This window comes from Thermodesulfovibrionales bacterium, from assembly GCA_026417875.1.
Classification (GTDB): Bacteria; Nitrospirota; Thermodesulfovibrionia; order Thermodesulfovibrionales; family CALJEL01; genus CALJEL01.
The window spans coordinates 19170-38039 of record JAOACK010000006.1; the positions used below are offsets into that span (position 1 = coordinate 19170).

Sequence of the window (18870 nt, forward strand, 5' to 3'; positions counted from 1 at the left end):
ATCAGACCTTTGGAAGTGTTATACCTTTCTGGGACTGGTACTTACCTGTTTTGTCGGCATAGGATACTTCACAGACTTCTATCCCTTTAAGAAATATGAGCTGTGCAATGCCTTCATTGGCATAAATCTTTGCTGGAAGAGGTGTTGTATTTGATATCTCAATGGTTACATGCCCTTCCCATTCAGGCTCAAGGGGTGTGACATTGACCACAAGACCGCACCTTGCGTATGTAGATTTTCCAAGACATATTACTATTACATCCCTCGGAATTCTGAAGTACTCAACAGAGTATCCAAGAACAAAAGAATTGGGAGGTATTATGCAAACATCACCTTTGAAGTCAACAAGGCTTCTGGAATCAAAATTCTTTGGATCGACAACTGTGGCATTTATGTTTGTGAATATCTTAAATTCATCAGCTATCCTCATGTCATAACCGTAAGAGCTTATTCCATAAGAGATTACCCCTTCTCTGACCTGTTCAGGGCTGAAGGGTTCTATCATTCCTTTCTTAGCCATCTCCCTTATCCATCTGTCGTTCATAACCATGAAGAATCCTCCAAAAGCTATTGTTTTATCTTAAGAAGTTTGTATTCAATGCTATCAACAAGGGCCTGCCAGGATGCCTCAATTATATTCTCTGATACACCTACCGTACCCCATCTTTCATGCTCATCACCTGATTCAATGAGGACCCTCACCTTAGCTGCGGTTCCTTTTCCTGGCTGTAGGACCCTGACCTTGTAATCGTGCAGTTTTACATTTTTTAGGGCTGGATAAAATCTCTCAAGCGCCTTTCTGAGAGCATTGTCAAGGGCGTTTACCGGTCCATCTCCTGTTGCAGCTGTATGTTCTATATGACCGGCTACTTTAACCATTATGGTTGCCTCGCTGAAGGGTTCACTTCCATCCTTTCTCTTCTCCACTATTACCCTGAATCCAAGTAGTTCAAAAAATTTTCTGTAAAGCCCGAGATGCTTTTTCATAAGGAGTTCAAAGGATGCCTCTGCTGCCTCAAACTGGAATCCCTGATTCTCAAGCTCCTTGAGTGTTGATAGGAGGTCTTTCAATTCAGGTGAATCAGTATTAAGCCTTATGCCGAATTCCTGTGCCTTTCTTATAATATTGCTCTTTCCTGCCAGGTCACTGAGAAGCACCCTCTGAGAATTTCCAACAAGCTCTGGCCTTATATGTTCATAGGTCTCAGGATTCTTTAGTATGGCACTTACATGAACCCCGGCCTTATGAGCAAAAGCGCTGTCTCCAACAAAGGGCTGACGCTTGAAATGTCTCAAATTGGCTATCTCGTTGACAAATCTTGAGACATCCCTTAGTTTTCTGAGGTTTTCATCAGAAAGACATCTGTAGCCAAGCTTTATCTGGAGATTGGGTATTACGGAGCAGAGATTGGCATTTCCGCACCTTTCACCAAGTCCGTTTATCGTTCCCTGAACCTGTACTGCTCCTTCCTGAACAGCAATAATTGAGTTGGAGACAGCACAGTCAGAATCATTATGGGCATGAATTCCAATAGGTATTTTTATCTCTTTCTTAACAGCCCTTACGATCTCTGCTATCTCACCAGGAAGGCTGCCTCCATTTGTATCGCACAGTATAATCCTGTCTGCTCCCGCAGATTCTGCTTCCTTAATACATTTAAGAGCATAATCAGGATTCCTCTTATATCCATCAAAGAAATGTTCTGCATCAAAAAATACAAGTGGCACCCTTTTTTTAAGATAGCTTATTGAATCAAAAATGAGTTTCAGATTCTCATCTAAAGTGCACCTCAGTGCCTCCTTTACATGGAAATCCCAGGTTTTCCCAAATATGGTAATGACCTCAGTGGAAGCCTCAAGAAGCTCCTTCATAAGGGCATCCTCAGATGGTCTGTGCCTTGGTCTGCAGGTACTTCCAAAGGCAACGAGCTTTGAATTCTTCAATTTAAGCTTCTTTGCCTTTTTGAAAAACTCTGTCTCTCTGGGATTAGAACCGGGCCAGCCACCTTCAATAAAAGGAATTCCGAATTCATCAAGCTTCTCAGTAATACGGAGCTTATCTTCTACAGAAAAGGATACATCCTCAGATTGTGCACCGTCTCTGAGAGTTGTATCGTATATCTCAATCCTCTTCATAGGTTCGCTGCCTTTCCTAGCTCAAAGGCTTCATGTAGAACCCTTACAGCAAGCTCTGTATATTTTGCTTCAATAAGACAGGAGACCTTTATTTCTGATGTACTTATTGCCATTATATTTATACCATGATTTGCTAATGTCTCAAACATCTTTGCCGCTACACCAGAATGTGTTCTCATACCAACTCCCACAATAGAGACCTTTGCGATATCCTCTCTCATATCAACGCCCTGTGCACCCAGCTCCTTTGCTATACCCTCAGTTATGGCTAGTGCTTTTTTAGCATCTGTTTTGGGTACGGTAAAGGAAATATCTGCTGCCTTTCCATCACTTGATACATTCTGAACAATCATGTCTACAACTATATTGGCATCTGCTATTGCTTTAAAAAGTTTTGCTGCAATACCTGGTCTGTCAGGAACAGCCTTAATAGTAATCTTTGATTGATTCTTGTCATAGGCAACGCCTGATACCACAACCTTTTCCATATCTTTATCCTCCTTTGTTACAAGTGTCCCAGGATTGTCGTTAAAACTTGACCTAACTACAACAGGCACATTGTATTTCATGGCAAACTCCACAGATCTTGTCTGGAGCACCTTTGCTCCGAGACTTGCAAGTTCAAGCATCTCTTCATAGGAAATTCTGTCAAGCTTCCTTGCCTCAGGAACTATATTTGGATCAGTTGTGTAAACTCCATCAACATCTGTGTATATCTCACAGAGGTCTGCATTGAGTGCAGCAGCAATAGCTACAGCAGTTAGGTCAGAACCACCTCTTCCAAGTGTGGTAACATCATCGTTCTCGGTTATCCCTTGGAATCCAGCAACGACCACTATATAACCCTCGTCAAGGGCCTTTTTTGCCCTGTCTGCCTCAATTCTTTCAATCCTTGCCTTTGTGTGAACCGGCTCTGTTATGATACCCATCTGTCTTCCTGTTAGTGCGATAGCTTTTTTACCTAGCGCCTGGATAGCCATAGCTGTTAGGGCAGTGGTTATCCTCTCACCGGATGAAAGCAGGAGATCCATCTCTCTATCACTTGGAGAATCAGAGACCTCATGGGCAAGTTTTATGAGCTTGTCTGTCTCACCAGCCATTGCGGAGACAACCACAACAATCCTGTGTCCCTCATCGGCAGTTCTAACCACTCGCCTGGCCACCGACTTTATCCTTTCAACACTGGCAACAGATGTTCCGCCATACTTCTGGACAATGAGCATATTCACGTTCTCCTTTTAAAAGAGTTTTATCTATTTTACAATAAATTAATCCAGATAGATAAACACCTTAAGCCATCCCTTGCCTAATTGTGTTAAGAGGAGGATGTAAAAAGTTTATAATTCCGAAAAGGATAAAAATCTTAAATCAAGATAATTCCATAATAGTAGCAGCAGAGCTCGTTATCGAGGTCATTTATGAAAGTCCGCTCTATACCATCTTCAAAAATGATTCTAACAAAGCAGAATCCACCTTCGAGAATAGAATGTCTTTCTTCAATGACCTCTCCGACACCCCATTCATGATTCTTTCTGTGTCTTACCCTGTCTCCAACTCTAAGGTACAGTCTCAAATAATCCTCCTTCTTAAAAATACCATAACAGAGAGACTAAACGCTATACCTGAAAATGGAGCAATATGTTCTTGAGTTTAGAGCATCCCTTTAGATTAGAATTATGGATATCAAACTTTTGAAACCGAAAGCTTCAGATATATGAGATCCTGTCTTTTTTCTTTCTATCAGAATCAGGAGAGGAAGGCTTTTCCTGGAAAGGATTTTTTCTGGTAGTTCTTTTTAAGCTTTCTATTCTCTTTGATACATCCCTGAAGGAAGAATCTATACCGTAAACTTCCATGAATAAATCATAGGCCTTTTCAGTATCACCATCCTTCTCATAAACATCAGCAAGCTCGTATTTCATGGCAAGATATTCCTCTGCCTTTCTGTCAAGCCCTCTTAAAGCCTCCTCAAGGGTCTCTATTGCAAGTTTATTGAAACCTTTCTCTTTATAACAAAGGGCAAGCATGCTCATGGATGGTATGAACCGTGCAGGATCTCTCCTTGAAAGCTGAAATTCTTTTATTGCATCATCTATAAAACCCATCTCCTTATAGGCAATACCAAGATTGTAATGAGTCTCAGAATCCTCTTCCTTAACCTGAGCCTCGAGACCCTTTTTAAACTCTTCAAATATATCCATTACTGAATCTGTAAGCTCTGGTTCTTTCTCTTCAATAATTTCTTCTGGTAATAAAGCCTCTGTCAGATTTATAAGCTCGGGCTCAAGCTCTTGAGAAAGGGATGGTGCAGAAATAGAAGACTCTTCCTTAATCCCGGGCTTAAAAGAGCTCTGCATCCTGAGGAGACTTTCAATCTTTTCCGCAATTTCCTCATCTTCCGGAAAAATGTTCTGCAGTTTTCTGTAAAGCTTAAGAGCTTCATCCATTAGACCCTGTTTTTCATAAAACTCTGCCTCAGTGAAGGCTTCGATATATTCATCCCTTAAAGGCTTTTCTCTTTCTACTCTTTCAGCAAGACTTTCTTTAGAAATCTCTTCTTCCAGCTCCGGACTTCCTGTTCCGATAGACTCTGTGAATACCACCAGTCTTGGATCATCAGGATTAATAGAAAGGGCCTCTCTCCTGTATTCCTCTGCCTCATCCATCATACCCTGCCTTCTATATATCTCACTTAGGGCAAGACATTCTGTTACAGCCATTTCTCTATCACCGATCTCTATGTAAAGCTGTTTGAGTTTCAGATGCACCTCAGGTTCCTGAGGATACTGAACTTTAAGTGCCTCCAGCCTCTTTCTTGCCTCTTCATATACTCCAAATTTAAGGTATATATCAGCCTCCTGAAGAAGTTCTTCAAAACCCTTCTCTTCTGTCCTGACTTTAATAACCTCAACCTCCTCTGAAGGTGTCTCAATCTCAAGTAGTTTTGTCCTTACATAAGGATCATCGGGCCTGATGGTCTGGGCCTCTCTATAACAATTTAAAGCCTCCGCAGTCATGCCAGAACTTAAATAAAAATCACCAAGATTTACAAGCTCCTCAAAGGCTTTATCAATATTTCCTGTGTCTCTGTATATAACAATTAATTTTCTCGTGCATTCTGCTGGCTCTATATCTTTAAGTTCTTCAAGAATTGATATTATTCCATTTCTGTCAAAAGAGATTATCTGGTCAAGTGATGGATATATGAGATTCCATGCCTCTTCCTTGCGGTCCTGTTTAAGATAAAGATTTGCCAGATACTTTTTCGCAATAACATTTGAAGGATCAAGTTCTATAAGCTTCTTCAGTTCACCTTCGGCTAATGATACATTGCCACCTTCTACAAGGACATTCACATACTGGGTGAGAAGATTCACATCATCAGGTGAGGTTTCAAGCAACCTCTTCAGGGTTTCAATCGCACCACGGTAATTACCCTGTTTCTGGTAAATCTCTGAAAGACCGAGATTTGCACCTCTCTCAGAAGGATTAATGGATATTGCTTTCTCATAATAATCCCTTGCTTTGTTAAGATCACCTGAATCCTGATAAAGCCTTCCTATTACACTGTACTGCTTCGCTGCCTCACCAGATAGACCCTCTTTATAAAAAAGGTCGGCCACCTTTATCCTCATCTGAAGATTGGAGGGGGAGAGGTTAAGAATTCTCTGATAAACATTAGCAAGCTCATCTCTCTTTTTTTCCCTGGCGAGCATATCAGCAGCAACTAGATAATACTTAATTGCCTCCGGCGTTAAACCCTTTTCCTCGCTCAGCTCACCAAGGGCGATGGTAGCCCTGTAATCGGAAGGATTTAGATTGAGTAATTTTTTATAAATTGCTTTAGCCTTATCGTAAAAACCCTGATCTCTGTATATTCTGGCACCGCGATGGTATATATCGACTGCTTTTCTTGTATCTCCTTTTTTGAGATAAAGATCTCCGAGCATATTGTAGATATTACCATCTTCTAAATCCAGCAGCTTTTCAAACTCAGAGATGGCTTTATCTATCTGGCCTTTCGCTAGATGTCTCTGCGCTTCCTTTATAATACCTGATTTATCCATTTTTTATAATATATCACATATGCGATCATTCTTAAAAGTGCTTCTTGAAAGTTTTATATCTTAATCTGCATAATTAATTATGATAAAGAAGTTACCAGACTTTCTTCCAGAAGGGCTCTATTTTATTGATGACGATCTTAGGATAAGATACGCAAATCCTGAGTTTGAAAGGCTAACCGGTTCAAAAAATGTAGTTGGAAAAGAGCTTAAAAGTGATCTAATTAGATATCAGGATGAGGCGGGTCACGCCCTGGAACTCTATGAGTTTCCAGCCTTCCTATGCTACCAGACTAAAAAAGAGGTAAGAAAAAATCTTTACATTATATCAGCTGGTGAAAGGATTCCTGTGGAGGAGAGGTGCAGACCAGTTTTTAAGGGTGAAAAATTAAGGGGTGTACTTTCTATAATAAAAGATCTCAATCAGGTGGTATCAGTAATTGAAAAAAATCTCTCAGAAAAAAGGCGCCAGAGCCTTATTCCCATCTGTGCATGGTGCAAGAAGGTAAGAACAGGCGATGATTTCTGGGAAAGCATAGAAAGTTATCTCATAAACTCAGGAGCAGGTAACATCACCCATGGTATTTGCCCTGATTGTGCAGAAAAGATATTTGAAAAAAAGGTCTACCTTGAAAGCTATCAGGATATATGCAGGGCAATAAGCAGCAGTCTCTCACTTAAGGAAGTCCTAAATCTAATAGTTACAAATGTTGTGAAGGTTCTAAAAGTAAAGGCCTGCATGCTAAGGCTTCTCAATAAGGAGACCAATAGACTTGAGGTGGCAGCACATTATGGATTGTCTGAAAAGTACATAAATAAAGGTCCGGTGGATTTTGACCAGACCATAAAGGAGTCGTTACAGGGTAAAACAATATCAATTTATGATATCACTCGCGATGAACAGGCAAGATACAGAAAAGAGGCAGAGCAAGAGGGTATAAAAAGCATTATCTCTGTTCCAGTAAAAGCCGGTAAGGAGATTCTTGGTGTACTGAGACTTTATACCTCAGAACCTGTACTATATCTAGAGGAAGATCTGAGATTCATACCGGCTATTGCCGTACAGGCATCTATTGCAATAGTAAATGCCAGGACTTTTGAACTTTCCCTTACTAAGGCGAAGGAATATCTGAGGGTATTTGAAGAGGTCACAAAGGCTGTAACATCAAAGCTAGAACTCCAGGATGTTCTCGATACAATTGTTAAAAAATTACCAGCTGTAATGGGTCTAAGGGCCGCAACGATAAGACTCTTAACTGAAGATGGCTCAAAACTAATACTTGTTGCATCTCATGGATTAAGCAGAAGGTATCTTGAACGAGGTCCTGTAGACCTTGAAGAAAATGTAAAAGAAGCACTTCAAGCAAAACCTGTTGCGATATCCGATGTCACGGTTGATCCAAGGGTAAAATATCAAAAAGAAGCTGAAGAGGAGGGGATAAAAAGCATGCTAACACTACCAATCATTGCCAGGGGCAAGGTTATAGGTATTCTCAGACTTCTGACAGATGTTCAGAGGCAGTTCTCTGAAGAAGAGATAAATTTTGCTGCATCTCTTGCAGAGGTATGCGGAATTGCTATTGATAATGCAAGGTTTTACAATAAAAAACCTTTACTTTAAGAGAAGTGACTTAACAACAGGTAAAATACCGCTACTGTTCTCTTTGATCACTTCATTCTGGCATAATTAATGCTAATAAAATAAATTTGCGGTCTTGACAGACCTTAACATACTGTATTAAGCTTTTTATGTTTCTGAATCTTAAAAGAAAGGGGGTGAAGAAAAAATGAGAATTATAGCAGTTATTGCAATGCTCGTAATCATAGCCTTCGCAGGTTTAGCCCTTGCTACACCACCTGGCAAGAATATCGAATATGCTGGAGGTACTGCCGGTAAAGTTATTTTTGATGGAAAAGCTCATGCAGACAAAGGTGCGAAATGCGCGGACTGCCACCCAAAGATCTTCCAGATGAAAAAAGGTGTAAAAATGACAGTGGCTGATCATGAAGGCGGAAAATTCTGCTTCGAATGTCATAACGGTACAAAAGCTTTCGGCAGCAAGGATAACTGTGCAAAGTGCCACAAAAAGTAATCCTCGGGGCCTCCTTCGGGAGGCCCTTTTTAATTATTAATGGACCTCTCAGGAAGACTAAAAAAAACCTTTTTTATATCTGCTTCAATATTTCTTGCCGAATGCACCGGTGGCCTGCTCAGTAACAGCCTTGCACTTCTAAGTGATGCCGGTCATGTCCTTACAGATACCTTTGCCATAGGATTAAGCCTCATAGCAGCCGAAATAGCAAAGAGACCTTCTGACTTCAGAGCAACCTACGGTTATCATAGATTCGGACTGATAGCAGCAGTGATAAATGGTGTTAGTCTTGTGGGAATTTCTATCTATATTTTTTATGAATCTTATAGAAGATTTCTCAATCCCCAGGATATAGAGCTCTACATAATGCTTCCTGTTGCATTTCTGGGACTGTTAGGAAATCTGTCGATGACATTGATTCTTGGAAAAGGGCATGAGGATCTTAATATAAAAAGTGCCTTGCTTCATGTGTTGGGAGATACATTATCATCAATAGCCGTAATAATCTCCGGCCTGCTGATCCATCTTACTGGATGGAGGATTGTTGATCCCTTAACAGGCATATTAATAGGTATTATAATAATCTTTGGCGGATTAAGGGTTATTAAAGAGGCACTCCACATATTTCTTGAACTAACACCTCCCGGATTTGAACCAGAAGAGATTGTGAGTGATATAAAAAATATATCAGGAGTCCTTGACATCCATGATGTCCATCTCTGGGCAATTACAAAAGGACAGATTGCCTTTTCATGTCATGTCTATGTAAAGGATCAGAAACTGAGCGAACTGGAGTGTCTAAGAAAAGAGATAGAGAAAAGATTAAAAGACAGAGGGATATCTCACATAATTATACAGTTTGAGTGTAAAGAATGTGAAGAGGCACAACTTTACTGCAAGTTATAAGCTTCTCAAGGCATACCTATGCCATCTATTAGAGTATTGCATTTAAGACATCTTGAGTTCTTCATATTTATCTTTAAAAGGGAAAAACCATATCTATGTATTAATAATTCCTTACAGCTGGGACAATAGGTATTCTCTCCTCCTTCTCCAGGAACATTGCCCTCGTAGACATATTTAAGTCCAGCATTAAGACCTATCTCCCTTGCTTTTCTAAGGGTGTTTACAGGTGTGCGGGGCCTATCAAGCATCTGGTATGTTGGATAAAACTGTGTGACGTGCCAGGGTATACCTGGGTCTATTGATTTTATGAACTCAGCAACCCATCTTAGAAATTCCTCTGAATCATTAAGACCTGGAATTATAAGGGTTGTAATCTCCACCCACACACCCAGCTCTTTCATAAGTCTTATTGTATTCAGCACAGGCTCTAACTTTGCGCCTGCTATTTTCCTGTAAAAATTATCATCTCCTTTAAGATCAATATTATTTCCATCAAGATAAGGAGCAATTTCTTTTATTGCTTCAGGAGAGGTATATCCGTTGCTCACAAAGACATTCTTTATACCCTTTTGCTTTGCCAGTCTTGCACAGTCGTAGGCAAATTCAAAGAATACTGTTGGTTCTGTATAGGTGTAGGAAATACTCTCACATCCATGAATTTCTGCCTCTCTGACGATCTCCTCAGGTGTAAGCTCCTCTCCAGGTATATCTTTATAGACCTTAGGATACTGGGATATCTCATAATTCTGGCAGTGCAGGCATTTGAAATTGCATCCAACTGTAGCTATAGAATAGGATCTGGAACCAGGATGGAAATGAAAAAGAGGTTTTTTCTCTATAGGATCAATGTGTCTTGCTATCACCTTACCGTACACTAGACTATAAAGTTTTCCATCTATATTTTCCCTGACAGCGCATATGCCCCTTTTACCCGGCGAGATGGTGCAGTTATGAGTACAGAGAAAGCACCTTACCTTATTTTCCTTAAGCCGTTCATAAAACATTGCTTCTTTCATAAGATGCTCCTATCCGCTGATATCAATGTCTCTGAAAAGAATATGAGGACTGCCTGTACTTCCATAAAATTTCAGATCATCTCCAACAGCAATAACCTTATCAAAAAGATCAATTACATTCCCGGCGATCATGGTCTCCTTTACAGCGAATGCTGGCTCACCCTTTACAATCCATAATCCCGATACACCAACAGAGAAATCACCTGTTACAGGATTTCCTGTATGCATTCCCATCACATCAAGTACATAAAGCATCTCACTTTCTGCATTTATTAACTGAGAAAAGGAAAGAGGTCTGGCCTTCTCTGAAGGTGCAATAAAAAGATTTGATATGCCAACCGATGGCGGATCCAGATAACCTTTCCTTGATGCATTACCAGTACTTACAGATGAAAGTCTTTTTGCTGTGTAAGTATTGTGGAGATATCCTTCGAGGATTCCCTCTTTTATAAGAGGGGTAATTCTTGAGGCAACTCCCTCCCCATCAACTGGTCTCGTGCCCAGTCTCCTGGGAATAAGACCATTGTCCACAATATCTATAATTGAACTGAATACCTTCCTGCCAAGCTTATCTTGAAGCATAGACTTTCCCTTTATTATAGAATCTGCCTGAAAGGATGAGGAGAGAAATCCTAAAAATTCTGAAGCCACAGACTGGTCAAAAAGCAAAGCAGCCTTTCTGGAGGAAAGTTTTCTTGAACCAAGAAGAGAAACAGCCTTTTTCGCTGCCCTCTGGCCAAGTTCTTTCACAGAAAGGTCACCAAAAAATCTGCTCGCCTCAAACTCCCAGGTACTCTGGCTCTCACCTTTATCCTCAGCAACAACCATAATCTGTGAAATGGCAGATGTAGAGCTGTAACTTACATTAATACCATAAGAATTAACTATCGATGTTCTCAAGGTAGTAACGCTAAGAGATGCCTTCCTCGTCTTTTTAATTCTTTTGTCAAAAGAAAGGGCTGATTTTTCCAGCTCCATTACAGTACTGACTAGTAACTCGCTGCTTATATTTTCAATAACTGGATCAAATATCTCGAGGCTTTGAGAGAATACCGATGGTTCCGGTATCGTGAGATATTCATCAGGAGCAACAAACCTTGAGAACTCGATTGCCCTTGCGAGAACGGATTCATAATCTTCTCCTATGGTTGAATAGGCAAAACCGAGCCTGTCACCATGAATTATCCTTATTCCATAACCTGAAAGGTCTGCATCCTCAATGCCTTCTATTTCCTGATCCTTAACCTCGACGGCTCTACTTCTTCCCTCAAGGATATATACTTCCACCTGGTCAATTCCCTTAGACCTTGCCTTCTTCAGAATATCCTGTGCAAAAGAAGTATTAATCTTCATAATAGGTTGCCGATGCTGTATCAGATTCCCAGACTGTCACCGCAGTAACCCTGACGTCATCCCTGTTTACCTTTTTCTTCATTGAATCGTAAATCCACTTTGCAATATTTTCAGAGGAAGGATTCTTTTCTGTAAAAGGAAAGACATCATTAAGGAATTTATGGTCAAGCAGTGAAAGAATATCCTTCAGGTGTTCCTTGAGTTCATGGAAATCTATTGCTATATCTATCTCATTAAGCCTTTCGGCAACCACAAAGACCTGAACCCTCCAGTTATGACCATGAAGTTTTTCACATTCACCCTGATAACCCCTTAGCTGATGGGCTGCCGAAAAATTATCCTCAATCATGAGCTCATACATAAGACCTCCCGATTAAAGAGTCTTTCTGAATATTGCTATATAGGGAAGGTTTCTATATTTATTGTCATAATCAAGCCCGTAGCCAACAACATACTCATTTGGAATAAAAAACCCCCTGTAATCGATCGGCACATCTACAATTCTCCTCTCTTTTTTATCAAGAAAGGCACAGATCTTCAGGCTCTCAGGTGAGCGCTGGAGTATCCTCTCCCTTATAAAATTAAGAGTAATACCCGTATCAACAATGTCTTCTATCAGAAGGACATGCCTGTTTTCAAGGGGCTCTCTAACATCATAATATACCTTTATCTCTCCGGTTGTCTGAGTCTTAACATAGCTTGAGGCTATTATGAAGTCCACTGTAAGTGGAACCTTTATATGCCTTACAAGATCAGAAAAAAATATGAAGGCTCCTTTGAGAATACCTATTGCTAGAATCTCCTTTCCAGCATAATCTCTTGTGATCTCCTCTGCTAAGGCCTTTACCCTTTCCTGAATCTGTTCTGGTGTAAAAAGGGGCTTTCCGATAACCATCTTCACATCCTTTCTGGTGCCTTAACACCGAGAATTTCAAGTCCTTCTTTAAGAATTATACCAACTACCTCTGCAAGACAAAGCCTTGCAAGGGTAAGGTCTCTGTCATCGGTTATAAATCTGTATTTATTGTAATAAGAATGGAAAAGTCCTGCAAGTTCCTGGAGATAAAAGGTTATCCTGTGCGGTTCAAGAGTCCTCAGCGCTACTTCAAAAACAAAAGGATAGAAGATCAATTTTTTTATTAATCTTGTCTCTTCCTGAAGATCGAGAAGCTCAACCCTTGCCTGGCTGACTCGACTCAGGTCAATTCCCTGTTCCACTGCATACCTGAATATGCTCTTTACCCTTGCGTGGGCGTACTGTACATAATAGACTGGATTTTCAGGGGATTGTCTCTTGGCAACCTCTATATCAAAATCAAGATGGCTATCAGGGCTTCTTGTGAGAAAGATAAATTTTGTAGTATCCGTTCCGACCTCATCCATTATCTCCCTTAAAGTGACAAATTCCCCCGCCCTTTTCGACATCTGTACGGGCTTTCCACTCCTCAGGAGATTAACCATCTGCACCAGATAAACCTTCAGCCTCTCTTCAGGATAATCAAGTGCCCTGAGTACTGCCCTGAGTCTCGGTATATAGCCGTGATGGTCAGCACCCCATATGTTTATAAGCAGGTCAAATCCCCTGTCAATCTTATTTTTATGATAGGCTATATCAGAGGTAAAATAGGTATAATCTCCATCACTCTTTCTGAGAACCCTATCCTTATCGTCACCGAACCTTGAAGAAGCAAACCAGAGGGCCCCATCCTTCTCATAGATGTAATGCTTTGACTTGAGGGCATCAAGACTTTTCTGGACATCGCTCCGTCTGTACAGCTCTGCTTCACTCTGGTAGCTATCAAAAAATACTCCAAAGGCATTCAGGTCTTCTTTTATTCTCTCCATCATCATAGATACAGAGGTTTTAATAAAGAATTCTGCCACTTCATTAAAAGAGCTATCTCTGTATGCAGGTCCTATGTCTTTTAATATTCTCGAAGCGATATCCTTCACATATTCTCCCCTGTAACCCTCCTCAGGAAAAGGATATGCTGCTCCGAGGAGTTCCTTGTATCTTGCAAATACACTCTCTCCAAAGAGACTTACCTGTCTGCCAGCATCATTTATATAATATTCAGCGGTCACTGAATAGCCAGCTCTCCTCAGAATATTCACAATCGCCATTCCAGTGGCTGCACCCCTTCCGTGACCGAGATGAAGCGGTCCGGTGGGATTGGCGCTCACAAATTCAACATTAATCTTTTGATAAGAATCTTTCTTTCTTAGTAAGGCTGATTCATCTCCAATTGCCATACGCCTCATCCAGTTGTATAAATAATCCTTTGAAAATCTCAGATTAATAAAACCTGGACCTGCAATCTCGGCAGATTGAAAAAATCTCGAACTTAATCTTTTTATAATCTCGGAAGCTATTTCCTTTGGAGGTTTTTTGATGAGCTTTGCAAGAGACATTGCCTGAGGAGTGGCAATGTCCCCCATATTTTCATCAGGTGGTATCTCGATCTCAACCGATGAAACTGGTGCTATCTCCTTTATAATCTTTTCTAACTCTTCTATTGCTTCTATCATTACTCATTCCTGTTTAACTTCCACTACCCTGTTTGAGTCATCAAGTATTAAAACTTTTGGCCTGAAGTTTTTGAGTTCATTCTCATCAAGGTACGCATAGCTGAATATTATAACCCTGTCACCGGGCATGCCCTTTCTTGCAGTAGGACCATTGAGGGCAATAATACCCGAGCCTCTTTTGCCTTCAATAACATAGGTCTCAAAGCGCTCACCGTTATTAAGATTACTTATCATTACCTGTTCATAAGGAATGAGACCAGCCTGGTCCATAATATCCCCATCAATGGTTATACTTCCCTCATAAAAAAGATTACTCTCAGTAACTGTAGCAAGGTGAATTTTTGACCTCAGGACACAGCGAAGCATAAATCTATTCTATTATCCTTGGTACCCTGAAGAAATTATCCACCCTGTCGGGAGCATTCCTTAAAGCATCTTCAGATAAAAGGGATGACTCCACCCTGTCATCCCTGAAGACATTTTTAAGTGGAATAACATGGGAGGTCGGTTCTATTTTTGACGTATCAAGCTCATTCAGTTTTTCCATATAAGTAAGTATATTGCTGAGCTGAAGGGAAAACCTCTCTTTCTCCTCTTCAGAAAGGGAAAGCCTGGCAAGATGGGCTATGTGGCTTACTTCCTCAAGCGAAATCTTCATCCAAGCCTCTCAAGATTAGCAAATTTCACCGCAAGTCTCTTTATACCAACAGAGGGGAAGTTAACCATAATCTTCTTGTCATCTCCTTCTCCATAGCAATCTCTAACAACACCGATACCCCACTTTGGATGTCTGACCCTGCAGCCTGCTGGATAGGCTATTTCAGCAATCACTGCCTCTTTCCTTGGCTGAGCTATCTGTACATCCCTGACCTTCTCGAAAAGATAACAGCAGTTCTTCGGAATCTCACTAACAAATCTTGATGGTTCCTGCTGCTGAAGTTTAGAATATAGGCGCCTCTGCTTTACCGAGCTTAGTAAAAGCAGATCCTTTGCCCTCGTCATCGCAACATAAAAAAGCCTTCTTTCTTCAGAAAGATCTTCCGGAGTCTCAGCAACCTTAAAATAAGGAAGTATGCCTTCTTCAAGACCTATAATAAATACCACAGGAAACTCAAGTCCTTTAGCAATATGAATTGTCATGAGTGAAACAGCATCCTGAGCTGGCAGGTCATCAAGGTTTGTAAAAAGTGAAACCCTGTCCAGAAAATCCCTTACAGAATATCCCTCTGCAGATGCAAGAAGCTCCTCTATATTCTCTAATCTTTCTTCTTCGAGGCCTTCTGTATAGCCAGTTGCATTAATTATAAACCTGAGCGTTTCCTCTGCGCTGCCCTCTCTGAGAGATGAAAGCTCCTCAACCAGCTTAATAAATTCTATGAGCTTTTCCCTTGAAGTGGATACAAGAATATCAGACCTTGCTACATTTTTTAGAGCTTCAAAAAGACTTATGCCTTTTTTCTTGGCCTCCTGTTCGATCTTTGAAAGCGTCGCCTGACCTATGCCCCTCTGGGGAACATTTATGATTCTTCTGAGACTTATATTATCATTGTTATTAACAGCAAGCTTAATATAAGCAAGGATATCCTTTATCTCCTTTCTCTGATAAAAACTCATTCCACCCACTATCCTGTAAGGTATACCCTCTGATCTAAAGGCCTCTTCAATTGGCCTCATCAGCACATTCAACCTGTAAAGTACAGCAAAATCGCTGAACTGGTATCTACCTTTAAGGAAAAGATCCTTTATTGTCTTTGCAACATACTTTGCCTCATCTATCTCATTTGTGAGTCCCGCATAACATACCTTCTCACCTGCACCCCTGTCTGTCCAGAGCCTCTTTTCCTTTCTGTTTTCATTTTTTGATATTACAGCTCCTGAAACATCAAGGATATTTTGAGTGGAACGGTAATTCTTCTCAAGCTTTATGACCTTTGCATCGGGAAAATCCTTTTCAAAATTTATAATATTGCCAACATTTGCACCCCTGAATTTATATATGCTCTGATCATCATCACCAACAACACATATATTCCTGTGTCTTTCAGCAAGAAGTTTTAATAAATTATACTGGGCAATATTGGTATCCTGGAATTCATCTACAAGAATATAAGAAAAAAGTTCCTGATATCTCTGGAGTATCTTTGGCTCTTCCCTGAATAGCTTTACAGTTAGAAAGATAAGGTCATCAAAATCCAGTGCATTGGCTCTTTTCAATTCCTCCTGGTATCTCCTGTAAATTTTAGCAAGCCTCTCGTCAAAACCATAACTATCCCCTGATGTAATAAACTCCTCGGGGCTGATCAGGCAGGCCTTGAGATAACTTATCCGGGAGGCGATACCCCTGTAAAGGGCTTCATACATCCTGAATTCTTTAAGTATCTGCCTTATGAGATGGCACTGATCCTCTTCATCATAAATGCAGAATTCCGGAGTATATCCAAGTGCCTTTATCTCCTTTCTCAATATCTTGCTACATTGAGAATGGAAGGTACCTATCCAGGATGATGGACAGTCCGTTTTTAGTATCTCCCTTATCCTGGATTTCATTTCATCAGCAGCCTTGTTTGTGAATGTTACCGTGAAGATTGATCCTGCAGGTATTTTTTTGTTCTTTACGAGATAGGCATATTTGTAGGTTATAACCCTGGTTTTTCCGCTTCCTGCACCTGCCAGAACAAGCAGCGGACCCTTACAATGTAAAAGGGCCTCTTTCTGTTGCAGATTAAGGTCATCAAGGAATGAAGGCGTCTTAGACATTAATTAATTTTAACAGAATCTTAATCCTTATGGCAAGAAGTATGTTATAATTTTTTATGGCTATTTTAGAGATAAAGAAATTCCCTGATGAAGTCCTAAAGAGGAAGGCCCTTCCTGTTGAAGAGATAGATAGCAAGCTCCAGAGACTTATAGATGATATGATAGAGACTATGTATGCTGCTCCTGGAATTGGCCTTGCTGCCCCTCAGGTAGGAATATCAAGAAGATTAATAATTGTGGATGTAGGCTACAGGAATGGCAGATCCTCTTTGATAACTATTATTAATCCTGAATTAACACTTTCGCAGGACCTCATTGATTCAGAGGAAGGTTGTCTCAGCCTGCCGGGTCATGTGGTAAATCTTAAAAGATCTGCCAGGGTTATAGTAAAGGGTCTTAACAGAGATGGAAAACCAATTGAGCTAGAGGCAGAGGGGTTACTGGCAAGGGCACTGCAGCATGAGATAGACCATCTTGATGGAATACTCATTCTAGATAGACTTGGACCATTCAGAAGAGAGCTCCTTAAAAAGAAGATTTTAAGAGAAAGACGGGATTCCAGATTATAATGGGTTTAATTTTTTTTGGAACACCTGAATTTGCTGTTCCTTCGCTGAAGGTCCTTCTTGAAAATGAAATAGTAAGTCTTGTAATAACCCAGCCCCAGAAATTCAGGAGAGATGGAACGCCCATACCCATTCCTGTCAAGGAACTGGCAATTGAAAGAAATATTCCGGTACTACAGCCTGAAAGGATAAAGAACCCAGAATTTATAAATATACTGAAAAGATATCAACCCGAGTTTATCATTGTCGTTGCCTATGGGAAGATACTTCCACCGGAGATTCTCAGAATTCCTGAAAGATATGCCATAAATGTCCATGCATCTCTTCTTCCAAAATACAGAGGTGCTGCACCTATTCAATGGTCAATTATTAATGGTGAAAGGATAACAGGAATTACTACAATGGTGATGGATGAGGGACTTGATACAGGTAATATACTCCTTCAGGAAAAAATTGAAATAGGAGAGGATGAAGATGCAGTCAGCCTGTCAAAGAGGCTTTCCGAGCTTGGAGCAGGATTGCTTCTTAAGACAATAAACGAAATAAGAAAAGGTAATATTATTCCAAGACCACAGGTGGGAGAGCCATCCTATGCACCACCGCTAAAAAAAGAGGATGGACTTATTAACTGGAAGAGATCTGCCAGGGAAATTTATAACCTAATAAGAGGCACACAACCCTGGCCGTGTGCCTATACCTTTCTTGAAGGAGAAAGACTAATAATAACAAAGGCCTCAGTCATTGAAGGCAAAGGCGAACCAGGCAGGATAGAGTCTACAGAAAAAGCTTTCATAATCGGTACTGGAGAAGGTCTTCTCAATATTGTTGAAATCAAGCCAGAGGGCAAAAGAGCAATGGATGGAGTGGCATTCCTAAGAGGAAGAAGGCTCCAGAGGGGGGTTATCCTTGGCAAGTAGTTACAGGATAATGCGGGGTTTCGTTCTGAAGATGCTATATCCTGTATTCATGTTCATAGGGGTATTTTTTAAGTCAAAAAAGGAATCCCTCCAGTCACTTATAATAAGATTAAACAACCTGCTTGTACGGTTAGAAAAAATCTCTGCAAAGAAAATATTATTACTGCTTCCCCATTGCATCCAAATAAATGAATGTGCTATAAGACTCACCCATAATATAAAACTTTGCAGGGGATGTGGCAGGTGCGAGATAAAAGATCTAATTGAGATTGGAGACAGATATGGTATAAATCTCTTTGTTGCTACCGGAGGAACACTTGCAAGACGGATTGTCAGGGATGTCATGCCTGAGGCAATAGTGGCTGTTGCCTGCGAAAGGGACCTCTCAAGCGGGATGGTTGATACCTACCCTTTACCCGTAATAGGTATTCCAAATGAAAGACCCTTTGGTCCCTGCATGAATACCAGGGTGGATCTCAGCCTTGTAAAAGAAGCTATAGAATTTTTATCATATAAAAAAGAAAGTTAAACTG

At 40.5% G+C, this 18870-nt stretch carries 19 protein-coding genes; 6 read left to right on the forward strand and 13 right to left on the reverse strand.

The window, feature by feature from the left end:
• Position 1: 1 nt before the first annotated feature.
• The 5 genes from dcd to N2257_02240 form a co-directional block, all read right to left on the reverse strand.
• The gene (gene dcd / locus N2257_02220) at positions 2-544 is read right to left on the reverse strand and encodes a dCTP deaminase (GenBank protein ID MCX7793211.1); all 543 of its coding nucleotides are present in this window, start codon (positions 542-544) and stop codon (positions 2-4) included.
• Between the two features lie 23 nt (positions 545-567).
• Positions 568-2136: a citramalate synthase gene (gene cimA / locus N2257_02225; protein ID MCX7793212.1), complete on the reverse strand. Its 1569-nt coding sequence runs from the start codon at positions 2134-2136 to the stop codon at positions 568-570.
• On the reverse strand, positions 2133-3359 hold the full coding sequence (locus N2257_02230) for an aspartate kinase (GenBank protein ID MCX7793213.1): 1227 nt from the start codon (positions 3357-3359) through the stop codon (positions 2133-2135). The genes cimA and N2257_02230 overlap by 4 nt, the downstream gene beginning before the upstream one ends.
• Before the next feature lie 140 nt (positions 3360-3499).
• The gene (locus N2257_02235) at positions 3500-3709 is read right to left on the reverse strand and encodes a DUF3553 domain-containing protein (GenBank protein ID MCX7793214.1); all 210 of its coding nucleotides are present in this window, start codon (positions 3707-3709) and stop codon (positions 3500-3502) included.
• A gap of 133 nt (positions 3710-3842) precedes the next feature.
• Positions 3843-6203: a tetratricopeptide repeat protein gene (locus tag N2257_02240; protein MCX7793215.1), complete on the reverse strand. Its 2361-nt coding sequence runs from the start codon at positions 6201-6203 to the stop codon at positions 3843-3845.
• 79 nt (positions 6204-6282) lie between these two features.
• Here N2257_02240 and N2257_02245 point away from each other — a divergent pair, with 79 nt between their 5' ends.
• The 3 genes from N2257_02245 (at position 6283) to N2257_02255 (ending at position 9199) form a co-directional block, all read left to right on the forward strand.
• The gene (locus tag N2257_02245) at positions 6283-7821 is read left to right on the forward strand and encodes a GAF domain-containing protein (GenBank protein MCX7793216.1); all 1539 of its coding nucleotides are present in this window, start codon (positions 6283-6285) and stop codon (positions 7819-7821) included.
• Between the two features lie 166 nt (positions 7822-7987).
• On the forward strand, positions 7988-8293 hold the full coding sequence (locus tag N2257_02250) for a cytochrome c3 family protein (protein ID MCX7793217.1): 306 nt from the start codon (positions 7988-7990) through the stop codon (positions 8291-8293).
• A gap of 39 nt (positions 8294-8332) precedes the next feature.
• Positions 8333-9199 carry a cation diffusion facilitator family transporter gene (locus N2257_02255; protein ID MCX7793218.1) on the forward strand — a complete coding sequence of 289 codons (867 nt, stop codon included), beginning with the start codon at positions 8333-8335 and terminating at the stop codon, positions 9197-9199.
• A 5-nt stretch (positions 9200-9204) separates the two neighbouring features.
• Here N2257_02255 and amrS read toward each other — a convergent pair whose 3' ends face one another.
• From amrS to N2257_02295, 8 genes are read right to left on the reverse strand one after another with little or no spacing between them, the layout of a single operon-like run.
• Positions 9205-10215, reverse strand: coding sequence for an AmmeMemoRadiSam system radical SAM enzyme (amrS, locus tag N2257_02260; protein ID MCX7793219.1), 1011 nt, complete (start codon positions 10213-10215; stop codon positions 9205-9207).
• 9 nt (positions 10216-10224) lie between these two features.
• Complete coding sequence (locus N2257_02265; GenBank protein MCX7793220.1) at positions 10225-11568, reverse strand: TldD/PmbA family protein; 1344 nt, start codon at positions 11566-11568, stop codon at positions 10225-10227.
• Complete coding sequence (gene queD / locus N2257_02270; protein MCX7793221.1) at positions 11558-11929, reverse strand: 6-carboxytetrahydropterin synthase QueD; 372 nt, start codon at positions 11927-11929, stop codon at positions 11558-11560. Before queD ends, N2257_02265 begins: the two co-directional genes overlap by 11 nt.
• A 12-nt stretch (positions 11930-11941) precedes the next feature.
• Positions 11942-12463 (reverse strand): hypoxanthine phosphoribosyltransferase, encoded by a 522-nt coding sequence (gene hpt / locus N2257_02275; GenBank protein ID MCX7793222.1) that lies wholly within the window; start codon positions 12461-12463, stop codon positions 11942-11944.
• A gap of 2 nt (positions 12464-12465) precedes the next feature.
• A complete protein-coding gene (argS, locus tag N2257_02280) occupies positions 12466-14097 on the reverse strand; it encodes an arginine--tRNA ligase (GenBank protein MCX7793223.1) in 1632 nt (543 codons plus the stop codon).
• Positions 14098-14100: 3 nt separating this feature from the next.
• The gene (locus N2257_02285; GenBank protein ID MCX7793224.1) at positions 14101-14463 is read right to left on the reverse strand and encodes an aspartate 1-decarboxylase; all 363 of its coding nucleotides are present in this window, start codon (positions 14461-14463) and stop codon (positions 14101-14103) included.
• 4 nt (positions 14464-14467) lie between these two features.
• Positions 14468-14755 (reverse strand): Asp-tRNA(Asn)/Glu-tRNA(Gln) amidotransferase subunit GatC, encoded by a 288-nt coding sequence (gene gatC, locus N2257_02290; protein MCX7793225.1) that lies wholly within the window; start codon positions 14753-14755, stop codon positions 14468-14470.
• Positions 14752-16854, reverse strand: a complete 2103-nt coding sequence (locus tag N2257_02295) for a UvrD-helicase domain-containing protein (GenBank protein ID MCX7793226.1) — start codon at positions 16852-16854, stop codon at positions 14752-14754. The genes gatC and N2257_02295 overlap by 4 nt, the downstream gene beginning before the upstream one ends.
• 56 nt (positions 16855-16910) lie before the next feature.
• Between N2257_02295 and def the strand changes: the two genes are divergently transcribed.
• Genes def through N2257_02310 form a run of 3 tightly spaced genes read left to right on the forward strand, consistent with a single transcriptional unit; the run spans position 16911 to position 18866 of the window.
• Positions 16911-17423 (forward strand): peptide deformylase, encoded by a 513-nt coding sequence (gene def / locus N2257_02300; GenBank protein ID MCX7793227.1) that lies wholly within the window; start codon positions 16911-16913, stop codon positions 17421-17423.
• Positions 17423-18337, forward strand: a complete 915-nt coding sequence (gene fmt / locus N2257_02305) for a methionyl-tRNA formyltransferase (protein MCX7793228.1) — start codon at positions 17423-17425, stop codon at positions 18335-18337. The genes def and fmt overlap by 1 nt, the downstream gene beginning before the upstream one ends.
• Entirely contained in the window at positions 18327-18866 is a 540-nt protein-coding gene (locus N2257_02310) for a DUF116 domain-containing protein (GenBank protein ID MCX7793229.1), read from the forward strand. Before fmt ends, N2257_02310 begins: the two co-directional genes overlap by 11 nt.
• Positions 18867-18870 lie beyond the last annotated feature (4 nt).